Raw genomic sequence first — 25,410 nt, 5'->3', positions numbered from 1 at the left:
AGTTTGACTGACGTATTAGTCCTCAGGTATAAATACGCGTGATGATCGTGTAATGTTACTTGAGGACTTTTTTATTTAAATAATTGAGGAGAAGTAGGATGATACAAAATTACAATGCTGGAATCACTTCATACGCGTTGTGGTTCAGTGAATTTAAATTATGTGTTTCTATGTATCAAGAAGGTAACACACTTGATGATATTAAACAGGCTAGCGATAATAATAATGTCTTAGAAATGCCATCACGTGATCGTGCTAAACGAGCATCACGAAATTTAACTAAACGTTTAAAAATCTTACCTGAAAATATAATTAATCAGTTTGAATTTTTGGATGTCAACAATCAAAAACTAGTAGCTTTGTTATCGATGATGTTAACTAATCGATTATTAAATGAATTTGTGTATGAGGTTTATCGCAATGAAATTATTTTAGGAGACAAGGTTCTGGAAGAACGTGAAATGATTGAGTTCATTACTAGAAAACAAATGGAAAGTGAACAAATTGCTAAGTGGACAGATGAAACATCCAAAAGGGTTCGAGGTAGCTTAAAAACCATTTTACGTGATGCGGGGTTGTTAAAACGTGAAAAGAATATTGATATTGTCCTTCAACCATTTATTGATATTCACCTAGCTAAATTGATGAAGCAAGACCACTTAAATAAGGAGTTAACTGCATTAGGAGGGCAAAACTGATGTATAAAGAGGAGCAAGTACATTTTGAAAAATTGATACAGAAAATTCAGAAACCTGATTTTCAACGTAATCAAGGGTTATCAAATGAAGTTGGGTATTATATTTACCCATATAATGTTGCAGATACACCTAGGGTGCGTGCAAATTTAGATGATCTTACTAAGTCTAAAACAGCAATGAAAATTAACCTAAAAGTATTTGATTTGTATGACATTATGCTGGATAGTATTCATAAATTAAAAGGGATAGCAGATGATGATCCATTTCGGATTTTAGCTGAAATGGAAAAGCAAAGTGGGATCGATCAAGTAGCTCAGCAAATTAATAGCTTGATGCGGATGGATGAAAACAACAATGATGTTGTTATGTACGTACAGGACCACGTTGATAATCAGCATTGTGTGATTTTCATAACTGGTGTTGGGAAGGTTTACCCGCTGATTAGGGCGCACAAAGTGTTAAATACAATGCATCAAGTGTTGGATAAAAACCCAGTTGTGATGTTTTATCCCGGTAAGTATAATGAACAAAATTTACAAATTTTTGGTGAAGCTAACGACCAAAATTATTATCGTGCATTTTTAATCTAGTAATTAATAATTTAGGAGAAAACAATGATTATTAAAGATATTTTTGCAAAAGACATTAATCGAAATATTCGTGGGGTCATTAAGATTGGCCAAGAAGCTGAAACCATAAAAAAACAAGAGCTCGAAGAATACGTGGTAACTGATGAACTTCAGTCTCACTTTAAAAGATTCTTTTCGGCTTATGTGAATAGTATTAATCGGCCAACTGATGCAACTGGTGTTTGGATTAGCGGTTTCTTTGGATCCGGTAAATCTCATTTCCTTAAGATCTTGTCTTACCTACTAGACAATTCTATGGTGGCTGGGAAGCGGCCAATTGATTATTTCAGGGATGATAGCAAAATTAAGGATCCGGACACTATTCAGCTAATTGAACAATCAGAGCAAGTTCCGACCGATGTTGTCTTATTTAACATTGATGCTAAAGCGGATGCTAATGCAGCGGCAGATAAGTCGGCTATTCTCACTGTTTTTCTTCGAGTCTTTAATGAAAAACTGGGATATGATTCTAATCCGTCTGTGGCTAATCTAGAACGTTGGCTAGATGATCATGGTCAGTATCAGGCGTTTAAGGACGCTTTTTACAAAGCTTCTGGCAGTCACTGGGTTGATGTTCGTAATAGTTTTAGTTTTATCAAAAATAGTGTTAAAGAAGCCTTAGTGCAATCCGGATCGATGACTGAAGGTAATGCTGCCGATTATTTATCTAATATGGGAAACTTCACGATTAATCCTGAAGAGTTTGCGGGAATGGTTAAGAAGTACCTTGATAAGAAGGGCAATAATCATCATATTATCTTTTTGGCCGATGAAGTAGGACAGTTCATCGGCGATAATGGGGACCGGATGTTAAACCTACAAACCATTGTTGAACAACTTCAAACACAATGTGCTGGCCAAGCATGGGTTGTAGTAACTTCCCAGCAACAAATTGATGAGGTTACTGCTAACTTTACTAATCAAAAGCGTGAAGACCTTTCAAAGATTCAGGGACGTTTTAACACAATGATTAACATGTCATCCGCTAATGCCAATGAAGTTATTCAGAAACGATTATTGGCTAAGAAGCCAATGGCAAGTGATCAGTTAGCAGCGATTTTTGAAGAAAATCATTACAACATTAATAATAAGATTAATTTTAGTGATCAGGTCAGTCGTAAGAAATATGCAGACGATAATGACTTTATTACGAATTATCCGTTCATTCCCTATCAGTTTGACCTTCTTAAGGATGTATTAGGAGCAGTCAGAAAACATGGGGCAGAAGGTAAGCATATGTCAGATGGCGAGCGTTCTTTGCTTGCTACTTTTCAGGCAGCAACGGTTACCTATGAAGATGATAAAGTTGGTCGCTTAGTGCCCTTTTCTGCTTTTTTTAGGGGAATGTATGAATTCTTAAGTCATGATCATCAAGTAGTATTTACCAATGCTGAGAGTAACGATGCCGTTTGCCCAAATGGGAATCATGATACTTTAGCTATGCAAGTTCTTGAAATTCTGTTCATGGTTAAATATCTTGATAATTTCCCCGCAACATTAGAAAATATTACCACGTTATTGATTGATGGGATTTTTACTGATCGTGAAGACCTAACGTCTAAGGTAAAAAAGGCATTGGAACTTTTAATTTCTCAAAAATACGTTCAGTTGAATGTCGAAACATATGAATTTTTAACTGATAAAGAACAGGATGTCAACGAAGCAATTAATAGTTACGAAGTTGATGATACCTACATCATTAATAAAATTGGTGGATATCTAATTGGTGACAAGTACCTGAGTGATCGTTATGTGCCAAAGCATATGGGTAACCAATATGTATTTAACTTTAATATTTATATTGATGGATCAGCATACGGGAGATCTAATAATAATCAAAGTTTACGGATCGTTACGCCGCTAAACCCATCTGGTGAAGAGCAATATCGTATGACTGCTCAAAGTGGCAGTACTGTTGTGCTTGTCCTACCAGACAACAACAGCTACATCTCTAATTTTCGCCGTGCCGGGCAGATTGAACAATACATTCAAAAGTCTGCTGGAAACCTTGATAATCAAGAAGGTGCTATCCGTTTAGGCAAAATGGATGAGCGAAAGAAGCTGGAAAAAGCTGCCGATAGAGCCCTCTTAAATGATTTAAATAATTCTACTATCTACGTCATGAATGACATTCTGGATGATAATACCGATATTACAAGCCGGTTAAGTAATGCTTACCAAGAAGTTATTGATTCTAGTTACCGCAACTTGAGCTATTTGACCGCGATTAAGGATGAAAAAGACGTACTTCACTTGTTAAAAGGTACCGGTGAAGAGGTCAATACGATAATTGATGATAATCAACAAGCTGTTCAGGCAGTGATTGATTACCTGATGATGAAAACTAATCAGGGGATGCAAGCACTGTCGATGGAAAACATCCGTGATCACTTTAATGAAATTCCGTTTGGCTATAATGACGAAGATATTGCTTGGTTGGTAGCGAAGGCGTTTAAAGACGGTAAGCTTAAATTAGCATTTAATAATGCTCCGATTTCTATTGGCGATGCGGTTAATAATGCTCAATTAATTACTAGCTACTTAACGAAAAAACAGCAAGTAAGAAAGTTGACCTTGCAAATTGTCCGGGAAGTTTCAGAAAAACAGAGGAAAGCTGCACGTGATTTTGTGAAGGATATTTTACAAAGGCGTAGCATTCTTGCCGATAATAATTCGACTGAGCAGTTGGCAGCTAAAATTGTTACCACTACTGAAGAAAAAATCAATGAACTAAATGACTTCGATGCCTTCCCTCAGGGCCCAGGAAAAGCCTTAATCGATCAAGGAGTAGAATTGTTAAATCCAATCGCTAATTCAGGCAATAATAGTGAACGAACATATGGCTTGATTGATAAACACTTAGATGAGTTAGAAGATTGGTTAGAAGACATGGATGATAATGGTATCTCTGATTTCTATCATTCTGATACTCAGAAATCGGTTTGGCGGAGATCGTTGGACTACATGGATAGATATAACCTAGCAAAGGGATTTATTGATTCTGATAATGCTGTTCATAAAACTGCACAAACCATTAAGGAAAGCCTTAAGAAGCAAAATATTAGTCGGGTCATTCCTCAACTAGAAGCCTTGAATCAGAATTTTGCTACCCAATTTAATGATTTAGTTGATGAGTTGTATCGTCAATACCAGGACAAGAGTGAAAATTACTCGCAATTGCTGAAACAACGTTTAGCAGACGCTAATTTTCCAGAGCAAACTGCTAACAAACTTCAGCAGCGGATTCAGGATAGAATTACAAAAGATAATCAAATTGCTGAGCGAAAGAGTAATGATGGCAAGTACACTGAATTAAATGACCAAATCCAGTTGCTGAAACGTGACGCCGATCAGCTACAACGAAAAATTGATGAAACTAGTCAACAAATTGCTCGAGATTTACGCCGTAAGCAAGAGTTGGCAGAACAAGCAACGAAACATGATTCTAGTGAGCGGCCTCATCCGGTTGAAAGCATCCCCCATGAAGTAGTTCATACTAAACGGGTAAAGACAATTAAGATTAGTGATCTTGAAGTACAAGCATGGCGAATTACTAGTGATAGTGATTTGGATAGCTATATTAACCAGTTAAAGCAGTCCTTACAACGTGAAATAGATTTAAACGATATTGTGAATGTTGATTTTAAGTAGGGTAGAAAATGGATAAGACAAAGATAAAGAATTTTGCTGTTAATGCACGTAAAGAATTAATAGATAGTATTCGGCAACGATTGGCAAACTTTGGGATTGATAAAACAGGAATAGCCAATGAGCTATCAATTTCCACCGCAGCTGTTAAGTACTATACTAATGAACACTTCCCATTAAAGGGGAAGGCGATTGACTGGCGTAAGCAAATAGTTAGTCGAATTAAACAGGATACCAACCAGGAATGGGATGAAAAACTGAATCAATTTATCGATGAAGTTGCTTATACATGGTTCAACCGGATTATTGCCATCCGTTTTATGGAGGTAAATGATTACCTACCTAGTAGGACACGGGTTCTTTCAAGTGAAGAGGGCCGGGGTGAACCGGATATGGTAACCCATGCTTTGGAAATTGAGGATGATTTGGGCGGTTATAGCGATGAAGAACGCGCACAAGTAACGGAGGCTTTGACAAGTCATAATCCTACTCAATTGGATAAGGTATTCAGGATGCTTTTTATCAAGCAGACAGATGAATTATCAAATTTGTTACCAGGATTATTTGAAAAAACTTCTGACTATATGAAATTATTGTTTGTACCTAACTACAGCAATGGAGTTATTAAAGAACTAGTTGATGAAATTCCAGAAGAAGACTTTGATGTATCGAAGTCTGGCCAGGTGTCCATTATTGGCTGGTTATACCAATACTATATTTCTGAATTGCACGATCAGGTCGTTAACATTACAGGGAAAAAAGCAGTAAAAAAAGCCGATATTCCTGCAGCTACTCAGTTATTTACAACAGACTGGGTAGTCAAATACATGGTTGATAATTCCCTTGGCAAGTACTATTTAGAACGTCATCCCCAAAGTAGTATTAAAGGTGATCTTAAATACTTATTGCCCGCAAAAATGGAATTGGTGCAGAATGGCAAGCAGCTTATTGAATACAAGTTCCTGGATAATGCCATGGGTTCAGGCCATGTTTTAATATATGCCTTTGACGTGTTTATGAAGATGTATCAAGAGGAGGGATACTCCTCTCGTGAGGCGGTCCTTCTTATTCTTGAGAATAATCTGTATGGCTTTGAAATTGACAAGCGAGCTTACCAGCTGGCCTATTTTGCTGTAATGATGAAAGCCCGGCAGTATGACCGACGAATATTTAAGCGAGATATCCATCTCAATCTATATCTCTTTAAGGATTTAGTATTGCCGAGTGTATTTTATGATAGGTTGCCACAACAGATTGCTGACGAATTAAAAGAAACTATGGCGGATTTTTCTAATGCAACTGAATATGGGTCAATTATGCAGATTAACAGTCATCATGATTGGGATAAATTAATGGCAACAGTAAACTCAATTGAGCCGGTTGAAGACTTGGATATTGATGGTATTAATAGGGCCAAGGATAATGCCTTACAAGCGCTTAATTTGATGAAGTTACTGACTTCTAAGTATGAAGTAGTAGTAACGAATCCACCATATCTAAACAAATTTGATAAAACACTTAAGAAGTATCTAAATAATCATTATCATGATTATTCTAAGGATCTATTTACAGTATTCGTATACCATAATCAAGAATTATTATCTAATAATGGGTATGCTGGCTTTATGACACCGTTTGTATGGATGTTTATTAAGACATATGAGCCCCTTAGAAGGATAATTATCAATCATGTTAAGATAGATAGCTTGATCCAAATGGAGTATTCTGCGTATGAAGAAGCCACAGTTCCAATTGATAGCTTTGTTCTAAAGAAAACACATGAAGATACTATCGGCACCTACATTCGTTTATCCAATTTTAAAGGAGGAATGGATGTACAAAGAGACAAGGTTATTAAAGCTATAGATAATCCTAACAGTGATTATCTATACCATACTGATCAGGATAACTTTAATAAGATCCCTGGTTCTCCCATAGCTTATTGGACTCCTATTGATGTGATTAACGGATTTGATAATAAAAAATTAAAAGATGTTAGTAATACAAGATTAGGAATGGCTACTGCATCTAATACTAAATTTGTTAGATACTGGTTTGAAGTTAATTTTCATAGCATTATGTTTAACGCTTCTTCAAGAGAGGAAGCAAAAAATTCCCATAAGAAATGGTTTCCATATGATAAGGGCGGTTCATTTAGAAAATGGTATGGAAATAATGAATTGATTGTTGATTGGTATAATGATGGCTATGAAATTAGGAATTTCAAAAATAGTAATGGGAAAATAAGATCCCATAACTACAACCTAGACTTTATATTTAAGCCAGGCATTACTTGGTCTGCATTAACTTCCGGTAATCTTTCAGTAAGATACACATCTATTGGACATATATTTGATAATGCGGGTTCTAAACTTTTTGCTAATGATATTTATGGTATTTTGGGCCTTTTGTGTAGTAAGGTAGGAAATATTTATGTTAATTTATTAAATCCTACTATGAATATTCAACCAGGCACTATAGGTGATTTACCTTATAAAGAAGCAGATCAAAGCACAAAAAATCTAGTAAAAAGAAGCATTCAATTGGCAAAGCAAGATTGGGATAGCTACGAAACTTCTTATGATTTTAATAAGATCCCATTACTGCTATTGGACAATGATTCAGGTAATCTTGAAGATGGTTGTTCTGATGTTATAAGCAATAACCAAAATAATCATAATCACTTAAAGAAGCTTGAAGAGTTAATAAACGCAAAATACATCGATTTATATAGTTTTAGCGATCTTGATCCTAGAGAAAATGATGATGATGTATCTATAGTACTGAAAAATGTGCTTTCTGTTATTAAGGAATTATTATCATACTTCATTGGATGTGTATTCGGTCGTTATTCTCTAAATGAACCAGGATTAGCGTATGCAGGTGGTGATTGGAATGAATCGGCATATACCAGCTTTAAGCCTAACCAGGATAATCTAATCTTGCTAACAGATCGTGATTACTTTGGGGATGACAGAGATATCATCAATCGCTTGAAGGAGTTCTTACGCGTTGCGTTTGATTCTCAGTCTTTAAATGATAATTTGCACTTTATTGCTAAAACACTTGATCCTAAAAAGTCTAAACGAGGTGAAAGTGATGAACAGATCATTCGTAACTACTTCCTTAACGATTTTTATAAGGATCATGATAAGATGTATCATAAGCGTCCTATTTACTGGCAGTTTAGTAGCGGTCGTAACGATGGCTTTAAGGCTTTGATGTACTTACATCGATATAATAAGGACGAATTGGCGATAGCTCGTAACTACTTGCACGACTTGCAAGCTGCATACAGTAACACTATTAAATTTAACGATGAACAGGAAACTAAGTCCTCGACAGCACGTGAGAAGAATCAGTATCGTAAAGATACAGTTAAGCTAAATAAAAAGGTAACTGAGGTTATTAAATATGATGAAGCACTTCAACACCAAGCATTAGCTCAGGTTTCCATTAACTTAGATGATGGTGTCGTTGTTAACCATGCTAAAGTTCAAGGGAACGAAAAGTTATTCTCTAAATTGTAGAACATTGTTAAATTAATTGAACAAACCGGGGATGGGGTCTGACATCTCCGGTTTTAATAGTGCGCCCAGCATATATCTTCGCTGGTACCCGCAAAGGTTACTGGTAAACTGCACACAGCAAGACTTTGAGCTATTCTCTAACTAATAGAAAACTTGGAGCACCTTGGACTAATAGATATGTCCAAGCCGCCCCAGGCAGTTCAAAGTGATTAAGTTGTCGAACCGCCGTATACGGAACCGTACGTACGATGGTGTGAGAGTCCGGTAATTGAACTAATCAATTACCTCCTACTCGATTAGAGAAATTTAGCTGATAGTATATACGCTAGGGTAAAAACGGAAATGCGACGGATGGGGATTCTTTGGAAGAGTAGAGTAAATTCATCGGCACTTGTGAATCTTAAAAAATAACTACTCAATTATTTGTATATACGGTATAATCTGATTGTATATATTGATAAAACGAATAGAGGTGTTTAGATTGGCTATCAAGTCACCGACTAAAATTTTTAAGACTGGTAATTCTAGTGCTGTGCGATTAAGCAAAGATATTATGAAAGCTGCTGGATTAAAGGTTAATGACCCAATTGATGTTACGGTTAATCAACAAGATGGCAGCGTGGTTATTAAACCTATTAAAGAAACAAACGGGTTTCATGACCGCTTTGAAGAACTCTTAAATAAGAGTATGAAGGATGATCAAGAAGCTTTGGACTTTTTAAAGGATAAGTAAAAAATGAATTATTTGACTGAAGAAGAAATTATGGAAATTAACCGCCAAATAATTCAGTATGCAGGGGAAGGTATGATTCAGGTTTTAGATCCGAACGGGCTAAATGGTATTGTTGAAGCTCCTCAGCAAACTTTCTTTGGCCGGGAAGCCTATCCAACAGTTTGGTTGAAGGCAGCGTATTACCTACAAAAGCTTACTAAAAAACATGTTTTTGCTGATGGTAATAAACGAACAGCATTAGAAGCAACGAAAGTGTTTCTTCTGCTAAACAATATTAATGTAAAATTTCATGGCATTGAAGCTGGACAAATGGTCTTAGATGTTACTAATTCTCCTGACTCAGAGGAGGTCATGTTAAAAGTAGCAAGATATTTGAAAAATCATCAAATTAAAAACAAGAGTGAGTAGTATGATGCAATTAAAGTTAGACAAAATAGTTAAAGAAATTAATCATTATTTTGACCAAGGATATCAGTATGTATTTTGGTATGATCCTGATGGTGAATTTGCAGATGATGTAACTGAAGACAATCAGTATTTAAAAGATAATTTAGCTGCTGAATTACAGACCGTTGGTGCGAAGGAACAGTTTAAAATCAAGCGAAAACTACTGGATAAAAAGAATCAGGACCGTAGTTTTTTAGTTTATGTAAAAGCAAAAAGGCCTCAGCTACAATTTGATTATTTTGCTGATATGGAGCGTTATGGCCATGTATTTAGTGCTAAGGCTAGCGATATAGTGTTTGAACAATTGGCTGAGCAATTAAACTTTGATAATTCAAAAAGGAATTTTGTCAAAAAATATTTAAAATATTTTCGGGCTAAGTCCAGGCGTCAAACATATATTCAAAATTTTGAGTCAAGATTAATAAATCATCCTGAATTAATGATCTTATCTAATTTAGCTGGCTTAGATCAGTTTGATGAAAATTTACTATTGATGGCAGTCTTCAAAGGAGGAATGGACGAATCTAATAACAAGATTATTCGATCATTCAGTAAATATGATGTTTTGCCATTATTTTGGCAGATATACGATAAATATTTTGGCTGCAGTAATGTTAGGAGCTTAAAGGGACTGTTCGATGGTGCTTTCGTTACAAGCGTCTATAGTCAATTAGAAGAAAAAATTCCATCAGATTTATTAGCCCAACCTTTTGAAAATTATTCGAACGTGCAAGTTTTCATGAAGCGCTTTAGTGATTCTCGTAAATACCAAGAACTATACCAGAATTTAACGGGAACGGCATGGAATGAACTTAAGCTAGGTACTTACCTAAAAGATGAAAACGTTCAAGATTTATTAAGAGTTGACGGTATAAAACAGATTGACGAATTGCTCTTAGAAAGAGTCAGAGCCAATTTTAATGCGGATGGTACTGTCACTGATGGTGATGAGACTATCGGTGTAATCGATCAAGTAACCGGAGGAGTAAATGCGTTTAATCCGGAATTCAACTTTTTAAAAGAGACTTATCATGTGTTGAAGTATCGACCACGATTCTATGATGACTGGCATGAAATGCTTAATGATTATATAAATAAAGTTTTTGAAGTTGATACTCATTACCGCTACTTGGTGACTAATTACCGACGTATTTCCGAAGATAAGCGTCACAAATATGAAGACATTAAGCGTATGGTTGATGATTATTACAACGATCAGATATTAGATCAGTCTGTTCGTGAATGGAATACTACTTTCCAACTTCAAGATGTTGAATCTAATCAGCGGGAACAAAACTTCTATAGGAACTTTGTTCATGGTGCTAATGAGCGGATTGTGGTGATTATTTCAGATGCCTTTCGATATGAAGCAGCACGTGAGCTTCAAGCTCAGATAGCTAATGATGATAGGATTACAAGTAAAATGAACTATCTACTGACCGGATTACCATCCGTTACTTATATGGGGATGCCTTCACTCCTGCCCCACCATAAGCTGGAGTGGCAAAAGGATAATGTGCTGGTAGATGGTCATATGGCTAATAATGCTGATAATCGCCGTAAAATTTTACAATTATGGGATAAAAATAATGACCTATTAAAACTGGACGATATTCTAAAAGCTACCAGTAAGGAAATTAAGACCATGATTGCTAACAAAAATGTTATCTATGTGTATCACAATCAGGTTGATGCAATTGGCGATAATTTAAAAACGGAAGACGAGACTTTTAGGGCGACTGATCAAGCAATTGATGAGATAAGAAGAGCTATTCAAGTATTAAGAACAAATAGCGTATCGCATATTATCGTGACTGCTGATCATGGCTTTATCTACCGTGAAGCGTCAGTGGAGGAACAAAGTAAAATTGATATTCCAGCAAGTGATTATAATGGTAAAATATCACCGCGCTATTTGATGACACCAGATGACCTTTCGAATATTCCTGGGGTTATGTCAGTGAAACTGGGCATTAGTCTGACAAATAATGATCAAACGAATGTTTATTACCCTGCTACTGTGAATGTTTTTAAGTCCCAAGGTGGTAAAAATTATGTACACGGCGGATCATCATTACAGGAAATGGTAATTCCTGTATTAGATATGAGAATGAACTCGTCAAGATCAAAGGCCGAGTTTGCCGAAATAAGATTAGCAGCTACTCAACATAGTATTAATGCCCTAAGGATGACGTTGAAATTCAATCAAGTCGAACCAATTAGTGACTTGATAAGGCCTCGTAAATTTAACATCTACTTCATGAATCAATTTGGACAGGTAATTTCAAATGTTGCTACTATTAACGCTAATCGAACAGATGCAGAGATTAATCAACCATTATCAGCAGATATCGTAATACAAAATCGACAATATGATCGGAGTGAAGATTACTATCTAGTTATTGATCCGGATAAGGGATCGATTACTAATCCTAGATACCACTATCAAATGAACCTGATAAATGATTAAATCAGTTAATAACAAGAGTATGGAAATCTCCTAACGGCTAGTAGGATTTAGGGCTGTGGGGGATTTTTTGGTTTGTTTGGTAATTTGATTGGAAATAAGGTAAGCACCGAAGGGAAGCTTTTTAGAATATATTGATTATATCCTCTATTTGCCGTTTTAAACTGCCTTTAAAAAACGGCTTCTTAAAACTCGCACCAATAACATTATTATAGTAATCACTGTTTAAAAAATTTCTTAGTGACTCACGCATCTGATTGTACTTATTAATATCGGCGTTACGGTGATTAATTTCTTTATCGAAGTGCTCGAAACGGTTGAAAACATATTCCTTAGTACGTTTGTACTTGCGACTGATACTTCTATCAATAGCGCGAACATCTGCGTCGTTGAGTGTGACGGAAAAGGCATCACTATTACCATTAATAACTTCGCTTAAATTACGGCGAATATATAATGATACGGGTTCTAAAGGATGTAATATGGAGTCGAGATTTTCCATCTCACGTTTTAGTGAAATCCCTTTTAAATGCTTGTAGTGAACAATTAGTTTATCATGCAAATCAAGATTAGCATAAGATTCAGTAGTGTTAGCATGGATTTTACTACTATTAAAATCTATTTTATTAGATGGTACTGTTATTAGCTTATAGTAGTCTGGAGCTTGTTTAGCAAATTTTCTGGCCATCTTTAGTACACTCTTTTGGTTAATGCTTATTGAACTGGAAGACTTATGTCCTGAGGAGAGATGCCCTTGTATATCATATGTGATTCTATCCATACTATAGTAAAGATCCATATTATCATTCTTGGGACTAATAACCCCCCATTCTTCTTCTTCGTATAAGTTATTGGTGCCATTTTTAGTTGGCTTTAACGATGAGACTACGTTAAGCAGTTTTGCAATGCTCTCACTATCCAATACTGAAAGTGTAGATAGGGAAGCAGCGTGAAGGTCTTCTGGAGATCCATTGATTGTATTTATTAAAAGCATGGTATGTTGACGGTCTATATGCTGCCAAGTAATGTTAGCATTTGCTAATAATTTATTTAGACGAGATTTAGAAATACCGTTCTTAAAATTTCCTTCTGCGGGGAAATTGATGATTCTTAGTATTTCTTCAATTGAACAATATATTTTACCATTATCCAACTCCAAGTACGTTTGGGGCTGGATTTCTTTGTATTTGTACATAATAACACTCCATTCTTGAACGCAAAAAAGTGTCCGTATTTTTAATAGGACTTATGAGTGACAATAAAAATGTCAAAAGGAAAGCGGCCGTTTAAATTTTGATATCAACAATTAAATTTTAGCATTTACTAATAACGTAGTGCCATTTGTAAGTAATGATGGTCAATAGTTAACGAATAAAGTTAATAATAAACTTTGATATCACGGTACTTACGGCGTGCATACGCCGTTGCCGAGCTCCGTCAACGGCAGCAGCCATGATAGCTGTCAGGTCAGCTTTCATGACAGATGCCGAAAATACATGGGTTAGCGTTAAAGGTGCATAAAATCAATGATTGTTGATCATTTATAGGGCTAATGATAATCACAGGGTAGTAAGTAGAAGGATAGTGGTTAAAAGCCCTTATCACTAGTCTTTGAACGGTTACCCAGAAAGGGTGAGGGATAATGTCGGATGACAAGAAGCCGGAAAGTATCGAAGAACGATATGCTAAGGCTTCGGATTATTTGAAGCGATACTCCCATTCTAGTCGAGACTTGTACCGAGTCATTCTTAAGGCCTTACCATCTCTCAAGGTTAATAATCAATATAGCGAAGACAATATTGATTTGGCAATTAAAGCTGGTAAGATACTGGATTTACTTGGTGAAGCCTCACGGACTTGGAACATTTCGATCCATTGGCTTTTCACTGTTTGTAATCCCAGAATAAAGGAACAGTCCAATCCTAAATACAGTCCAGTGTATGAAGAACATGCGGTTCAGTTACCGTTGAATCGTTTCGGTGAACTAGACCGTATGGTGATGGATGAGGGCGGTAACTTAATTCGGGCCGGCGATAAGTTAGTTGGCGATGATCGCTTTGTTGGTAAGGGTTGTGAAGACTATGGTTCAGCTTGGGATGATAATGGTAATGTTATTAAACGTGATGCAAACGGTCATCCGATTCTGGATGGATTCACTGGTTGGGTAGCACAACACGTTGATGGACTTCAAAAGATTTGTTGCCGAAATCCAAATCGGGATCGTCACTTTGCTGCTTTTTTAAGTAATCATACCCGTGATGACGAAGAAAATTTACGGAACGGAGAGATTGAACATAAAGAAGCACATAGTCATCTAGTGGTTGATATGCCGACGCGTCGAACTCGGTATCGGATGATGGAGCTAATGGGATATAACTTTGATGATTTGACAAAGGCCTTCCAATGGATTGAGCAAATTGGTGATCAGCGAAATAAACGGATCGAAGCATTTCTTGGAACACTTCAAGGCGCTATGCAGAACTATGTGGTGACCAAACATTATATTTCTTCATTACAGTATCTTGTTCATCAAAGTGCGAAGGCAAAGCGTGATCAAAAGACGCCATATGCAATTAATGAAGTGATTAGTTGGTTACCCGATGATCCGGGTCAATCGTACTCCAGTATCGCAGGCGTATATGATGATGAAATAGTTGCTAGTGGTATTAATGCGGCAATTGTTCGGAATCTTCATAGTCCTTACAACCTGGCACACCATACTGCTAGGTTGGTAGGACGTAACGATGGTGATCGTGTCTTCTCTGGACACCAGCTATCTAAATTGAGGAGTCTTGGTACAAAGGGAGCTGGGAAAATGAACTTTAGCAAACGATCAAAGAAGTTAATTTTAGATCAACTAATGGAATGGATCTACTCAGGTCAAATGCAAGTGACTGATTGGAAAAATGCCTTACATGGTGCTTTTGATGATGGTGACGCTGCTGGCTTAATTGCTGATCAGGACTTTATTAAGCGTTTAACAGCAGTAATGAATGATCAGCGTGAGTCTACCATCAATGACATTAATGCTGATCGTAATATGAGCACGATTTTCATTACAGCAGCTCAGGGAGGAATTGGTAAATCGTATCTGGCGAGTCGACTATGCCAATATCTGGAAAAAGGTCGTACACCTTATATGACCGCAGCTGAGGACAAAGGTAAAACCGTTGATTACTGGCAAGATTACCAAGATCAAGCTGCAGCTGTTATTGATGAAGTTTCACCGTCTTCAATTGAATGGAGTGCCCTTAAGGATATGCTGGATCCGCACAAGATTCCGCGAGTTTCTAGTCGTTTTCACAATACCAGCCCTTGGAATCTAAATCTCTTAGTAATGACGAATGTTTATGCTGATGGAATTTCCGGTTATGTACGCGATGTTCTTCACTATGCACCTGGAGTTACCAAGTTAGGTTATTTGGAGCAAGCCGAGTATGATAAACGATCTTGGAATCTTAAAACAAAGGATCCAGAGGCAGGTCAGATTTATCTTTCTCAACTTAGTCAGCTATTAAGACGACTACCTATCAACATTCACATGATACCAACTAATGATGGTAAAGGAACTGAGGTAATTGTTTCAATCATCAATTTCCGACCAGGTGGCCGTGCTATTAAAAATTATGACTATGTTTATACGCGAGAATCGGATCATATCTTCAACGTCGTGATTAATGAAGATTTATCTGACCAGGATATGGAACGGATTGTTAGAGCCGTTGTCAAAATGATTAGAGACCTTCAAGAAAAAGCAAAGACAATCTTTCGACAAGATCCTAATGCCATTCTTGATAGTTCAAAAGGTTTTTTGGAGCGTCATGCTAATTTTGGTGTTTATTTCCAAAATGGGCAAGCTTATCTTTCTGATGAGAAGCAACAGAATGGTAACTCAAATTATCAAGGTTCATATAGTAACAATACGTCACTTTCGCTAGCTACTAATATGTTGACGACTTTAAATAAGTTGCGGTATGAGTTATGGCCAGAATTCGTTGGGAAAGATCCTAATTTTCAACCTAATTTAAACCAATTCACAGCTTTGATGCGTGGCTATTTTGTGCCAATTCGACGTGGCTATGGTGATGAATGGATCATTGTGAAATTGAGTAATAAAGCGATGAACTTACTTAAAACGCATCGAGCAACTGATGTAGTTATGCATCTTAATACAATCACTTATATTCAGGATGATGATGACTACTTTGAGATGAGTAAAAGTAACAAGGTTGCCCGAATTTTAACAAGTTAGTAATGAATGAGTGCCTAATAAATGTGGCGGGTAAGCGGTGGGGATTTGCCTACTTTAACCATTAAAGTAGGTCGTGTTCTGGTTCTCTTTGCGACACAAAAGAGAAGATGAAATCCAACCTAATCAGGGCCCAAAATGGGTGACTTAGGTTGCTGAGTTTTGCTTCGTTTGTTTCACTACAAATGAAGGCCCAAAGGAAATTATTAAGAACCAAATTGGCAAACTTAGTTCTTAATTATAGAGGTGCAGGGGGAACAACGTTCTCTTTGCCAAGTAGGCCTAGTGATATCACTAGGTAACTACTTGCCCGTTGCTTTTCTGGTCACCATTGCTGGTGAATTGACACGTGTAGTTAATTCACATGAGCAAGGAAACTAGAGGACCAAAAGGGCCTTGTTGACGACGTGAATATTAGCAATTTAATTGGTGCTTTTGGCACCAATTAACGGCCAGAATTGCAACGTAGAAAGGAGTGATTTGATGTTAAATGATGGTCAATTGGTTAAGCGGAAACAGCAGATTAATTTGCACCGTCGAGTACCTGAGAAGAAGCATCCATACCTGCTACGAATTCCACAAGCTGACTTCGAAAAATTGCAAGCAGTAGTGGGTGATGAGCCGATGAGTAAAGTATTACTCCGTGGACTAAAGGCGGAATGGAACTATCACTTAGCGGTGCAAAGCTTGATGAAAGAACTACCTGATTTTAGGACTGCCAAGCAACTTGATAAATGGCGATTCGATCACCTAAAGGATAGTCCAGAACTATTAGCTAAGTATGTAATGCCAGCGACGATTAAAGCTTACGTACTTCGGTTGGAACAACACGATAAGTTGAAACAGCTTGCACTGATTCAGTGGAATTCAATCGTGTATTACTTAAATAGAATTGGGGTCAACATAAATCAGTTAGCCCACAGAGCTAATCAAGGTAGTCAAGTAAGTAGCGATGAGTTGCAGACGTTAATTAAAGCGGTTATGCAACTGTCACAACTTATCAGGGAAAAATTTAAGGACGGTGATTAAGAATGTACGTTAAGAGTAATTATATTACTAATGCTTACGGACGGTTGAAATATCTATTTGATGAACCAGCCCATGATGGTTCTGCTCATCGTGTCTTAGGCGTAAATGGTTCCCATGTATATCTATGGGGGCCACGTGGTCAACCATATCCAGCACAAAGCGGCTACTTTCTAAATCAACAGTTCAAGTTGGTAAGACGACAGGCAGCAAATCGACGGAAACGACAACAGGCCCAACATATAATTTGTTCATTTTCAGATCGTGAAATGCCGACTGATAATCCTGAACGTGTTAAGGATGAAGTTAATCAAATCAACCAACTTGTTAGTGGCTTTATGACCGAGTTCTTCCCTGATACGCAATGGGTTTCTGCCATTCAGGCTGATGGACAAGAGGGACATAAGTTACACTGCCATATTCTGATTAATAGTGTACGACCCGATGGAAAATGTGTTCGAACTAACAAATTTAGCGTTAGTCGATTACGCCATGAATGGAACAATTACCTGAAAGAACACTATTTAGAAATAACGGGTCATGTTTACGTCAATCCTTTTGATAAAACTAGACCGGGAAAGGTAGTTAAGCCTAAGGGTTGGCAAGCAGCCTTGAAAGAGACACTTCGGTGGGCACGTGACCAAGCACAGTCTATTGAAGAATATTTGGGATTGTTGAAGTCAAAGGAAGTAACTGTGACAAAGCGAAACAAACGTGGGGATTGGTCATACCATATTACTGTTAATGGTAAGAAGAAAACGGTACGGGATTTTTATCAGCGTCGTGATCGGAAGACCGGTCTGGTTAAGACTACCCGTGGTATGGGGTTAGAGTTCACCCCGTTTGGATTAGGTAAGTATTTTAAACAAAAGCAGAATGATGAAACTAAGGAGGCTTCGAATAATGAAGAAGCATATGGACAACGCAATGGACGATCTAAACGACTTGATGAAGTCAACAGGCAACAACAAAGGTTTAACGCCTACGTCGCACGGCAACAACTTGAAGCAGATGATGAAGAGCCTGGCAACCAAACAGGATCTACAGAATTGGACGGGCGACATCAGCAAGGAACTGAGCAATCAGAAGATGAACTTGAGTCAGGGAGTTAGTGATATTGCTCATCAAGCAATTAAGGATGCTTGGCATAATGGGCGCACCAAGTCTTATGACGATCTGGAGCAGAAGTTCAAAGGTCAGCAAGCACGGATTGATCGTATGAATATTTCAAAAGCACAAGCCGAAGTAATGGCCAGTGCTGATCATTCAAAGGTCGAACAGCTGAATCAGGTTGTTAATAAGCTAGTTGTTGTGATTAATCACAATAGTAATTTGCTGCGACAGTTAATCAATGAGGTTCAACAGCCAGTTGATATTGATGGACAGGACTTGTTACGTGTAATGCGCGAAGAGGCTAACTCTACAACCAGTCAACTTCTAAGTAGGGAAGTGGTTACCTATATTAACCAAGTTAAGAATTCGATTAAAGAAGATAAACGGGAAGTCACTGAGTCACATAAGGTGATGAAGGATGCCCTAACTAAATTTTCAAACTCGGCATTAGTTATTTTAGCAGGGATTGTTCTAGCAGGGGTGATGCCCTGGTGGCCTGTAAAGATTATTGTTGGCGTTGGATCAATTATTGGAGGGATTATCTATGGTAAGGATTAATAAGAATCGCTGTAATGGTTTTAATGGTGAAGTACAAGATGCTTCTCCGTTGAATGTAGAAAATACACAAGAATACTGTGATGCTGTCGCAATGGCAAAATTTAAATTGAGTACAAGTGTGCGGTATTTGGAAGGGCCATTTGACCAGCTTGCTGATTCAATGCAAAATTTGTGGTCAAGTGAAGGAATGCAAGTACCTGGTTTTGCAACAAAGTTCGCTGATTGTTGGTCAAATGATGACTATGTAGCATTTTGTGAGCAGGTGAAGCTCTGGGCACTAGATCATGAAAAGGATCCCTTCAGTGAACTTTATCGGCGAGTACGTGAACTTATCTTATGTGATAAGAAGTCCCTTCAACTATTAACGATTCGTAAGTTACTGGATAAGTCAAACGAGAATGAAAAAGTTCTATTTAAACAGCAAGCGAATGTTCAACAGCTATGTAATGAAATTGGTGAAAAAGATGATCAGATTTTCGTTGAGGACGATAGTTTCGAACATTCAAGTACTCAATTTGAACGTTTGAAGTCATTAGTACAATCTATGCGGCAGCATTCTAATTACCTTGTTAATCAACGGCTTACGCGTCATCAAATGATTAGTGTCAATGCCGATGAACAAGCAAAAGTTATTGCTAAGCCAATTCCAGCAACTAAGGAACGTAATCAGCCAACGGTGAATAAGACTAAGGATGATGGGCTTGAATTATAAACAAAAAAGCGACTATCCCCAGCTACCAACTTTGGAAAGTCACTTTTAATAACAAAGATAAATTGTTACCACGCTCATTATCCATCTAACAAATGTAAATGTAAATTGCCCTGGATTGTTTTCTTTAACCAAAGGATGATGAATAGTATGAAGAAAGTGATGGATTATCAAGATTTACGGAACCTTGGTTACCCGCAAAATCAAGCCCGGCGAATTATTCGACAGGCTAAACGCAATCTTGTGAAACAAGGCTATGCCTTTTATAATGGTAAACGAGTTGGTTTAGTTCCAACGACTGCCATTGCTGAAATTATCGCACTTCCAGAGTTGGAGGACGATAAGCAATGAAGTCAATGAAAATTGATGGATATAAATATGTCCGTGTCGATGAGAACGGGCATTTTTTCTACCAAGTATTTTTGGGACGTGACAGCGAAGGTAAGCAGCATTTTAAGAAAGGCCGTAAAGATCAAAAGGGATTGAAGTTTACGTCAGCCAAGGCGGCAGAAGCAGAAGCTATGCGAGTTAAGGTTGAATATATGAACCGAAAAGCTGAAGACTTACGACGTATTAACTATGGCAAGTTTGTTCGTCAAGACTTCTTGCCTAAGTATAAGGCCGATGTTGAAGACAGTACCTATGCTTCACATAAACGAATGATTATGTTATCGGTGGATCGATTTGATAATCATATTCTGGATCAGATTAGTGTTCGTGATTGTGAAGAATACCGAACTTGGTTAATGAGTGATTCAGGCTTCTCACGTGACTATGCTAATGTCTGTTACGTGGCATTTCGTCAAGCACTTGGTTATGCAGAGCATTTAGGGCTGATCACAACTAATGTAGCTATGAAAACAAAGGCGATTCCTAAGGGGAAGGCGGTAGCTAAGTATTGGACGAAGGCCGAGTTTGAAAAGGTCTTAGGTCAGATTAGTACAGAGGGCTTTTACGAATATTGCCTGTATGTCATGTTAATATTCTATTATCGAACTGGCGTACGAGTTTCAGAAGGCTTTGCTTTAACCTGGAATGATATCGATTTGGTTAATCAAAAAGCTCGAATTTTTCATACTCTGTATTATAAGAATAAGGATAATTATCAAATTAAGCCTTATACAAAAACAAAAGCAGGAAAACGAATTATTACCCTAGATGATGAATTAGTGCAGATATTAAAGGATTGGCGACAGACTCAATTATCACACGGCGTTAAGAAGTTTGTCCTGTCTTATGATGATCGTCCAATGATTAAATCGACTTTAAATAATGTACTACATAAATATGCTAAGTTGGCTGGTGTGCCCGGGATCAATGGACGTGGTTTAAGGCATTCCCATGCCTCTTACCTTATTGCTGAGTTAGGTGCAGACGTTTTAACTGTTTCTAAGCGATTAGGACATAGTAGTCCAGCAGTAACGCTTCGTTACTATGCTCATATGTTTGACCGGAATGATGAATTAATTGCGGATAAGATGGTGGGCTCAATGGATTTAACACCAGCTAAGCATTCTCACGTTAAATTTAATGGCAATCAAATTATTCCTTTTAGTAAAGTAGTTTGATGTTTGCCAAACTGTTTGCCATAAAAGTAAACAAACGCGCAAACCCTTGGTATAACTGACATGTTAGTTAGATTTCTATTATTGAGTACGAGTGATGTTATAGGATAATATGAAGAGGGAAGCCTAAGATAACGGCATTTGTAGAGGGTCGAATTTGGTAGAAAAGGCAGTTTATTCCAAGTTGTCTACTAAAAGTCTACCAAAAATTGTAGTAGATAATACGGCAAAAGGACTACGTAAATTTAAATTACGTGGTCCCTTTTGTTAATTTCTTAGTGATAATAATATAACCTTTTTCAATAGCTTTATATATTATTTACTTGAGAACTATTTAGAAATTATAAGGTGATACTTTATAATTAATTTTTGTCAGTTAATAAAAACAGTATGTCCTCACTATAATAAAATACTACTCTTTCTCAAACTCTAATAGCTTATTAGTTCCTGATATATCAACACTTTACGAAGATGTATCAAGAACTATTTTTGTTTGCTTAAGAATATCATGCACACAGCTGTGTGTATAGGAGAACGTGTGCGTGGTTTTACATTGGAGAATCGTTGGATATGTTGATCTAATAGGTTTTATAGCAGATTTTTTATGTATATTTTTAACTATAAATGCTTAAGAAAGCACCTGGTATAAAAGCCGGATACTTTTTTGTATAATTGATTCAAAAAGGTAGGGGTATTAGTGGAAAATACTAAATCGATTGAGGAAAATGGCATAGCAATCTTAAAGTTAAAGTTAAGCGGCTGTGCATCAGTAGATAAAAATATCTATGAAAATGATAAAACCCCATTTACCGATGGCTCGTTATTACTATATAGTGATGATCACTATGCAAAAAGTCATTTTGAACAAGAAATACGATGTCAGGTTAAGACAACTATCGATAGTAAAGTGAAAGATAATAAGGAGTATCGTAAACTAGATCGTTCAACATTAAAAGGCTACCAGCGAATTGGAGGTCAATTGCTTTTTGTTGTTTGGATAAAAAGCTCAACTAATGCTTATGAAAATTAGATCTTTTACCAGAATCTGAATAGCATATACATATCGAGACTTTTATCAAGTACGAATAATAAGTATCCAGTTATTCCGTTAACTGAATTCCCACAAAATCCTGATCAGTAAATGAAGGTTCTTAAACAAGTAGCTTTAGATTTAAATAATACGAAAACCTATCGATCCTTAAGCAAGCGAACCGATAAACCTGATAGAATAGTTATTCCAACGTATTTATTAGATCCTGAAAGCTTTACTAAGACAATGAAGAATCTAGAGAATCAGACCTTAACTACCTATGCTATATATGATGATCATCCGGAACCAATTGGTGTATTTACATCTGATAATGTTCAGAAGCTGGAAATTGGTCAAGAGAAAATCATAAACTTTGGGGCTGAACTGGGCTCGTTTTCAGCAAAAATGCTTACTAAGCAGAGTAAAGAAGATGATTTTCCAATAATTAATATCTTAACAGGAGCAGAAGGACATCTAATAATTACGGTAATGACCAAGAAGGAGCATGAGCAAAGACTTATTTTAAAAGCTGAAAAGGCTAACAAGATAGATAGTCAGCTAATTAATTTAAGAATTATGCGCCAATTTATTAATAAACCTACTTTTAAGTTGGATGGAAACAAAGTGGATTTTACTAAGTATATGCAGGATATTAGTAAATCCAAAAAGGAAGAAATTGATTCTTGGATTGAAAGTTTGCAAATAATTAATAAAGTTGGTAGAAAACTAGGAATAGATTTTTATTCTGACCTAGGAAATTCACAACTAGTCGATCAGATGAATCAAATTTTTGATTTTGTAAACAGCCGAAAGGAACTTGATAAAAATCAATTGATAGTAAAAACCTTCGAATACGGACAGAATTACGTAGGTATTGCAGAAACACGTGATAATTATTGGAACTTATTTAGTAAAAATATGGAAAAGAATACCATTATTTATGGTGGATATGAGAATGATATTAAGCATATGGTGAAAGCTAATCCATATTTGCTAGCTATGCGAGGTAATTGTTCAATTAATAATATTTGGGTTATAACTTTCGTTTTTTTGATGATAGATTTATACGAAGTATATGATACACTAAGAGTGTGATAAGTGTATATATTTTATGAGCTTAGGAGGAACGGATATGGTTTCGAAAAACAATCATCAATTCTACCAACAAAAGCATGCCGAAAGGAAGCAACGTTGGGGAATACGGAAGTTATCTGTAGGAGTAGCATCAGTATTGTTGGGGACAACTTTTATGCTATATGGCAACCATGCGGTATTAGCAGATACTGTTACTAGTCCTAGTGATGATGTACCACGACTCAAGGGGGCAATAAGGACAAGGTTACTGAAGGTACAACAGAAGGTACAACATCTACGCCACAGACTAGTGGAGATAGTACCGATAAAGGTCAGGGTAAGACATTAACGGAAACGCCTACTGGTACAGATAAACAAGCAAATGGCCAAAAGGTAAATCAACAAGTACATACAACCGATACTGAAGAGGCAACAAATCACCAAGATACTCCGCAAGGCCAAGATACTACGCAAAATACTACCAATGTCGACAAAAAAGATACTGAAGTAACGCCGACTAACGACGCAACAACACTAGCTACACAAAAGATAACCGCCAAGTTTAAAGTACTGGCTGCACGACTAGAAGCCTCGACTAGCTTACCGATGTCAAACCAAGACATTAAGCTGGATTCCCAGCCCATGTTAACGGAGATAACTAAAAAGCCCACGAATAACTGGGTATACAATAACCTGAATTTGTATAAGGACTCTTCAACAGCAAAAGTAAAGGAAATCTTGAAAACCTACACTACCACCGATGAGAGCGGGAGATACTACTTTGCCGGTGCTGCTAACTATAATGAACCACTTTACCATGTTATCTATTTGTTGGGCCGCTCAAATAATTTGAATGATAATAATTTATATGTAACAATTTTGCATACTTATAGTAAAAAAAAACAAGAAGCAGTGGTAGCACCTGGTGAATCAAAGAAGGTTGAGTATAGCGGGACAGGTGGAACTACTCATGCTCCAATTTTTACTAATTATGATGGGACTAGTGTTTCAATTAGTCTTGATGGGGTCGAAAAAGGCAATGATATAGATGGCATGGTGGTTGGTTTTGCATATGGTCAAAATACCGGAATTTATGGAGAACCAGCTTCAAAGGGAAATGGCTTTATGACGACTCCAATGCCAACGAAAGTGACAACTACGATTCATTATGTTGATCAAGCAACGGGAGACGAACTTGCAGTGCCAAAATCTTTTGAAGGTGTTGCTTATCAGAAATACACAATTACCGGAGAGGCACCAACTATTGATGGATATACATTGAAAAAATCGCCAAATACCACAGGATATATCTCCCCATATAAAGTGGGTGAATCGTATGATTTTAGACTTGATAAACATGTAGTTGTAAAGCAAACAGTAATTGACTCTCAAGGGTTGGTTCGAGTTACTGCGTATTATGATGGTGAAGCGATTAATAATACGACACGTTACTTGGGGAACATACCAAATGTTAACGATCACTACTCGTTTTTTGCGCCGCATGGAAAATCGTACACATATATAAATCAAATTACATCGACTAATGATGGTATTGTTTACTATTATGCAAAGGATGGTAGTGAAGATAAGTCTGAAGTTAGAATTCATTATATCGATGTAACTGGGAATAAAAATTCTCTTTTTGTGCCGGGAGATGGGAAAGAAGTAACAACAGATACGATTAGTGGTAAATTGGGAGAAAATTATAATTATAATGTCAATTTACCAACGGACTATAATTTGGCGACCAATCAAGCAAATACTGTAAAAGGAACATATACTATTGATCATCACGATGAATATGTGTATGTAGTCAAAAATACTTCTGCAACTAAAGATGCTGCTAACAAGGCAATTGATGATGCTTTAACTAAGAAATTAGATGACATCAAAGCTAACACCAAGTTAACTGACGACGAGAAAGCTAAGTTAAC

Annotated in this window: 19 protein-coding genes; 18 read left to right on the top strand and 1 reads right to left on the bottom strand. The window is 36.9% G+C overall.

All coding sequences use genetic code 11. The features are described 5' to 3' along the window. The first annotated feature begins 98 nt into the window (after positions 1-98). From QOS06_RS09490 to pglZ, 7 genes are all read left to right on the top strand, one after another. A complete protein-coding gene (locus QOS06_RS09490) occupies positions 99-698 on the top strand; it encodes a DUF1819 family protein (RefSeq protein ID WP_283595914.1) in 600 nt (199 codons plus the stop codon). After that, positions 698-1,288, top strand: a complete 591-nt coding sequence (locus tag QOS06_RS09485) for a DUF1788 domain-containing protein (RefSeq protein ID WP_003671434.1) — start codon at positions 698-700, stop codon at positions 1,286-1,288. The genes QOS06_RS09490 and QOS06_RS09485 overlap by 1 nt, the downstream gene beginning before the upstream one ends. A gap of 24 nt (positions 1,289-1,312) precedes the next feature. After that, a complete protein-coding gene (brxC, locus tag QOS06_RS09480) occupies positions 1,313-4,978 on the top strand; it encodes a BREX system P-loop protein BrxC (RefSeq protein ID WP_283595912.1) in 3,666 nt (1,221 codons plus the stop codon). A gap of 8 nt (positions 4,979-4,986) precedes the next feature. After that, entirely contained in the window at positions 4,987-8,505 is a 3,519-nt protein-coding gene (pglX, locus tag QOS06_RS09475) for a BREX-1 system adenine-specific DNA-methyltransferase PglX (protein ID WP_283595911.1), read from the top strand. A 472-nt stretch (positions 8,506-8,977) separates the two neighbouring features. Beyond that, the gene (locus QOS06_RS09470; RefSeq protein ID WP_225356891.1) at positions 8,978-9,238 is read left to right on the top strand and encodes an AbrB/MazE/SpoVT family DNA-binding domain-containing protein; all 261 of its coding nucleotides are present in this window, start codon (positions 8,978-8,980) and stop codon (positions 9,236-9,238) included. Positions 9,239-9,241: 3 nt separating this feature from the next. After that, positions 9,242-9,646 carry a type II toxin-antitoxin system death-on-curing family toxin gene (locus QOS06_RS09465; protein ID WP_283595909.1) on the top strand — a complete coding sequence of 135 codons (405 nt, stop codon included), beginning with the start codon at positions 9,242-9,244 and terminating at the stop codon, positions 9,644-9,646. A gap of 1 nt (position 9,647) precedes the next feature. After that, positions 9,648-12,155, top strand: a complete 2,508-nt coding sequence (gene pglZ / locus QOS06_RS09460) for a BREX-1 system phosphatase PglZ type A (protein ID WP_273645657.1) — start codon at positions 9,648-9,650, stop codon at positions 12,153-12,155. Between the two features lie 121 nt (positions 12,156-12,276). Here pglZ and QOS06_RS09455 read toward each other — a convergent pair whose 3' ends face one another. Further along, positions 12,277-13,347: a hypothetical protein gene (locus tag QOS06_RS09455; protein WP_283595907.1), complete on the bottom strand. Its 1,071-nt coding sequence runs from the start codon at positions 13,345-13,347 to the stop codon at positions 12,277-12,279. 447 nt (positions 13,348-13,794) lie between these two features. Between QOS06_RS09455 and QOS06_RS09450 the strand changes: the two genes are divergently transcribed. The 11 genes from QOS06_RS09450 to QOS06_RS09400 form a co-directional block, all read left to right on the top strand. Next, complete coding sequence (locus QOS06_RS09450; RefSeq protein WP_283595906.1) at positions 13,795-16,404, top strand: hypothetical protein; 2,610 nt, start codon at positions 13,795-13,797, stop codon at positions 16,402-16,404. Positions 16,405-16,884: 480 nt separating this feature from the next. Continuing rightward, positions 16,885-17,430 carry a MobC family plasmid mobilization relaxosome protein gene (locus QOS06_RS09445; RefSeq protein ID WP_191335077.1) on the top strand — a complete coding sequence of 182 codons (546 nt, stop codon included), beginning with the start codon at positions 16,885-16,887 and terminating at the stop codon, positions 17,428-17,430. Between the two features lie 2 nt (positions 17,431-17,432). Beyond that, positions 17,433-18,539 carry a relaxase/mobilization nuclease domain-containing protein gene (locus QOS06_RS09440; protein ID WP_283595905.1) on the top strand — a complete coding sequence of 369 codons (1,107 nt, stop codon included), beginning with the start codon at positions 17,433-17,435 and terminating at the stop codon, positions 18,537-18,539. After that, positions 18,523-19,098, top strand: a complete 576-nt coding sequence (locus tag QOS06_RS09435) for a hypothetical protein (RefSeq protein WP_283595904.1) — start codon at positions 18,523-18,525, stop codon at positions 19,096-19,098. The genes QOS06_RS09440 and QOS06_RS09435 overlap by 17 nt, the downstream gene beginning before the upstream one ends. After that, complete coding sequence (locus tag QOS06_RS09430; protein WP_098044557.1) at positions 19,085-19,810, top strand: hypothetical protein; 726 nt, start codon at positions 19,085-19,087, stop codon at positions 19,808-19,810. The genes QOS06_RS09435 and QOS06_RS09430 overlap by 14 nt, the downstream gene beginning before the upstream one ends. Before the next feature lie 147 nt (positions 19,811-19,957). After that, positions 19,958-20,158 (top strand): DUF3173 family protein, encoded by a 201-nt coding sequence (locus QOS06_RS09425; RefSeq protein ID WP_078009555.1) that lies wholly within the window; start codon positions 19,958-19,960, stop codon positions 20,156-20,158. Further along, positions 20,155-21,375, top strand: coding sequence for a tyrosine-type recombinase/integrase (locus QOS06_RS09420; protein WP_233186055.1), 1,221 nt, complete (start codon positions 20,155-20,157; stop codon positions 21,373-21,375). The genes QOS06_RS09425 and QOS06_RS09420 overlap by 4 nt, the downstream gene beginning before the upstream one ends. A gap of 694 nt (positions 21,376-22,069) precedes the next feature. Then, on the top strand, positions 22,070-22,402 hold the full coding sequence (locus tag QOS06_RS09415; RefSeq protein ID WP_283595901.1) for a hypothetical protein: 333 nt from the start codon (positions 22,070-22,072) through the stop codon (positions 22,400-22,402). 111 nt (positions 22,403-22,513) lie between these two features. Beyond that, positions 22,514-23,497: a hypothetical protein gene (locus QOS06_RS09410; RefSeq protein WP_283595900.1), complete on the top strand. Its 984-nt coding sequence runs from the start codon at positions 22,514-22,516 to the stop codon at positions 23,495-23,497. A gap of 16 nt (positions 23,498-23,513) precedes the next feature. Beyond that, on the top strand, positions 23,514-23,825 hold the full coding sequence (locus QOS06_RS09405) for a YSIRK-type signal peptide-containing protein (RefSeq protein ID WP_349496571.1): 312 nt from the start codon (positions 23,514-23,516) through the stop codon (positions 23,823-23,825). 293 nt (positions 23,826-24,118) lie between these two features. Then, positions 24,119-25,410: DUF1542 domain-containing protein (locus tag QOS06_RS09400; RefSeq protein WP_283595897.1), on the top strand; the 1,292-nt coding region annotated here is incomplete at its 3' end.

The sequence above is a fragment of the Limosilactobacillus sp. DJ3M12 genome (assembly GCF_947381695.1).
GTDB lineage: Bacteria > Bacillota > Bacilli > Lactobacillales > Lactobacillaceae > Limosilactobacillus > Limosilactobacillus kinnaridis.
The sequence above is the reverse complement of the archived record's forward strand: the minus strand, read 5'-3'. Positions and strand labels throughout refer to the sequence as shown.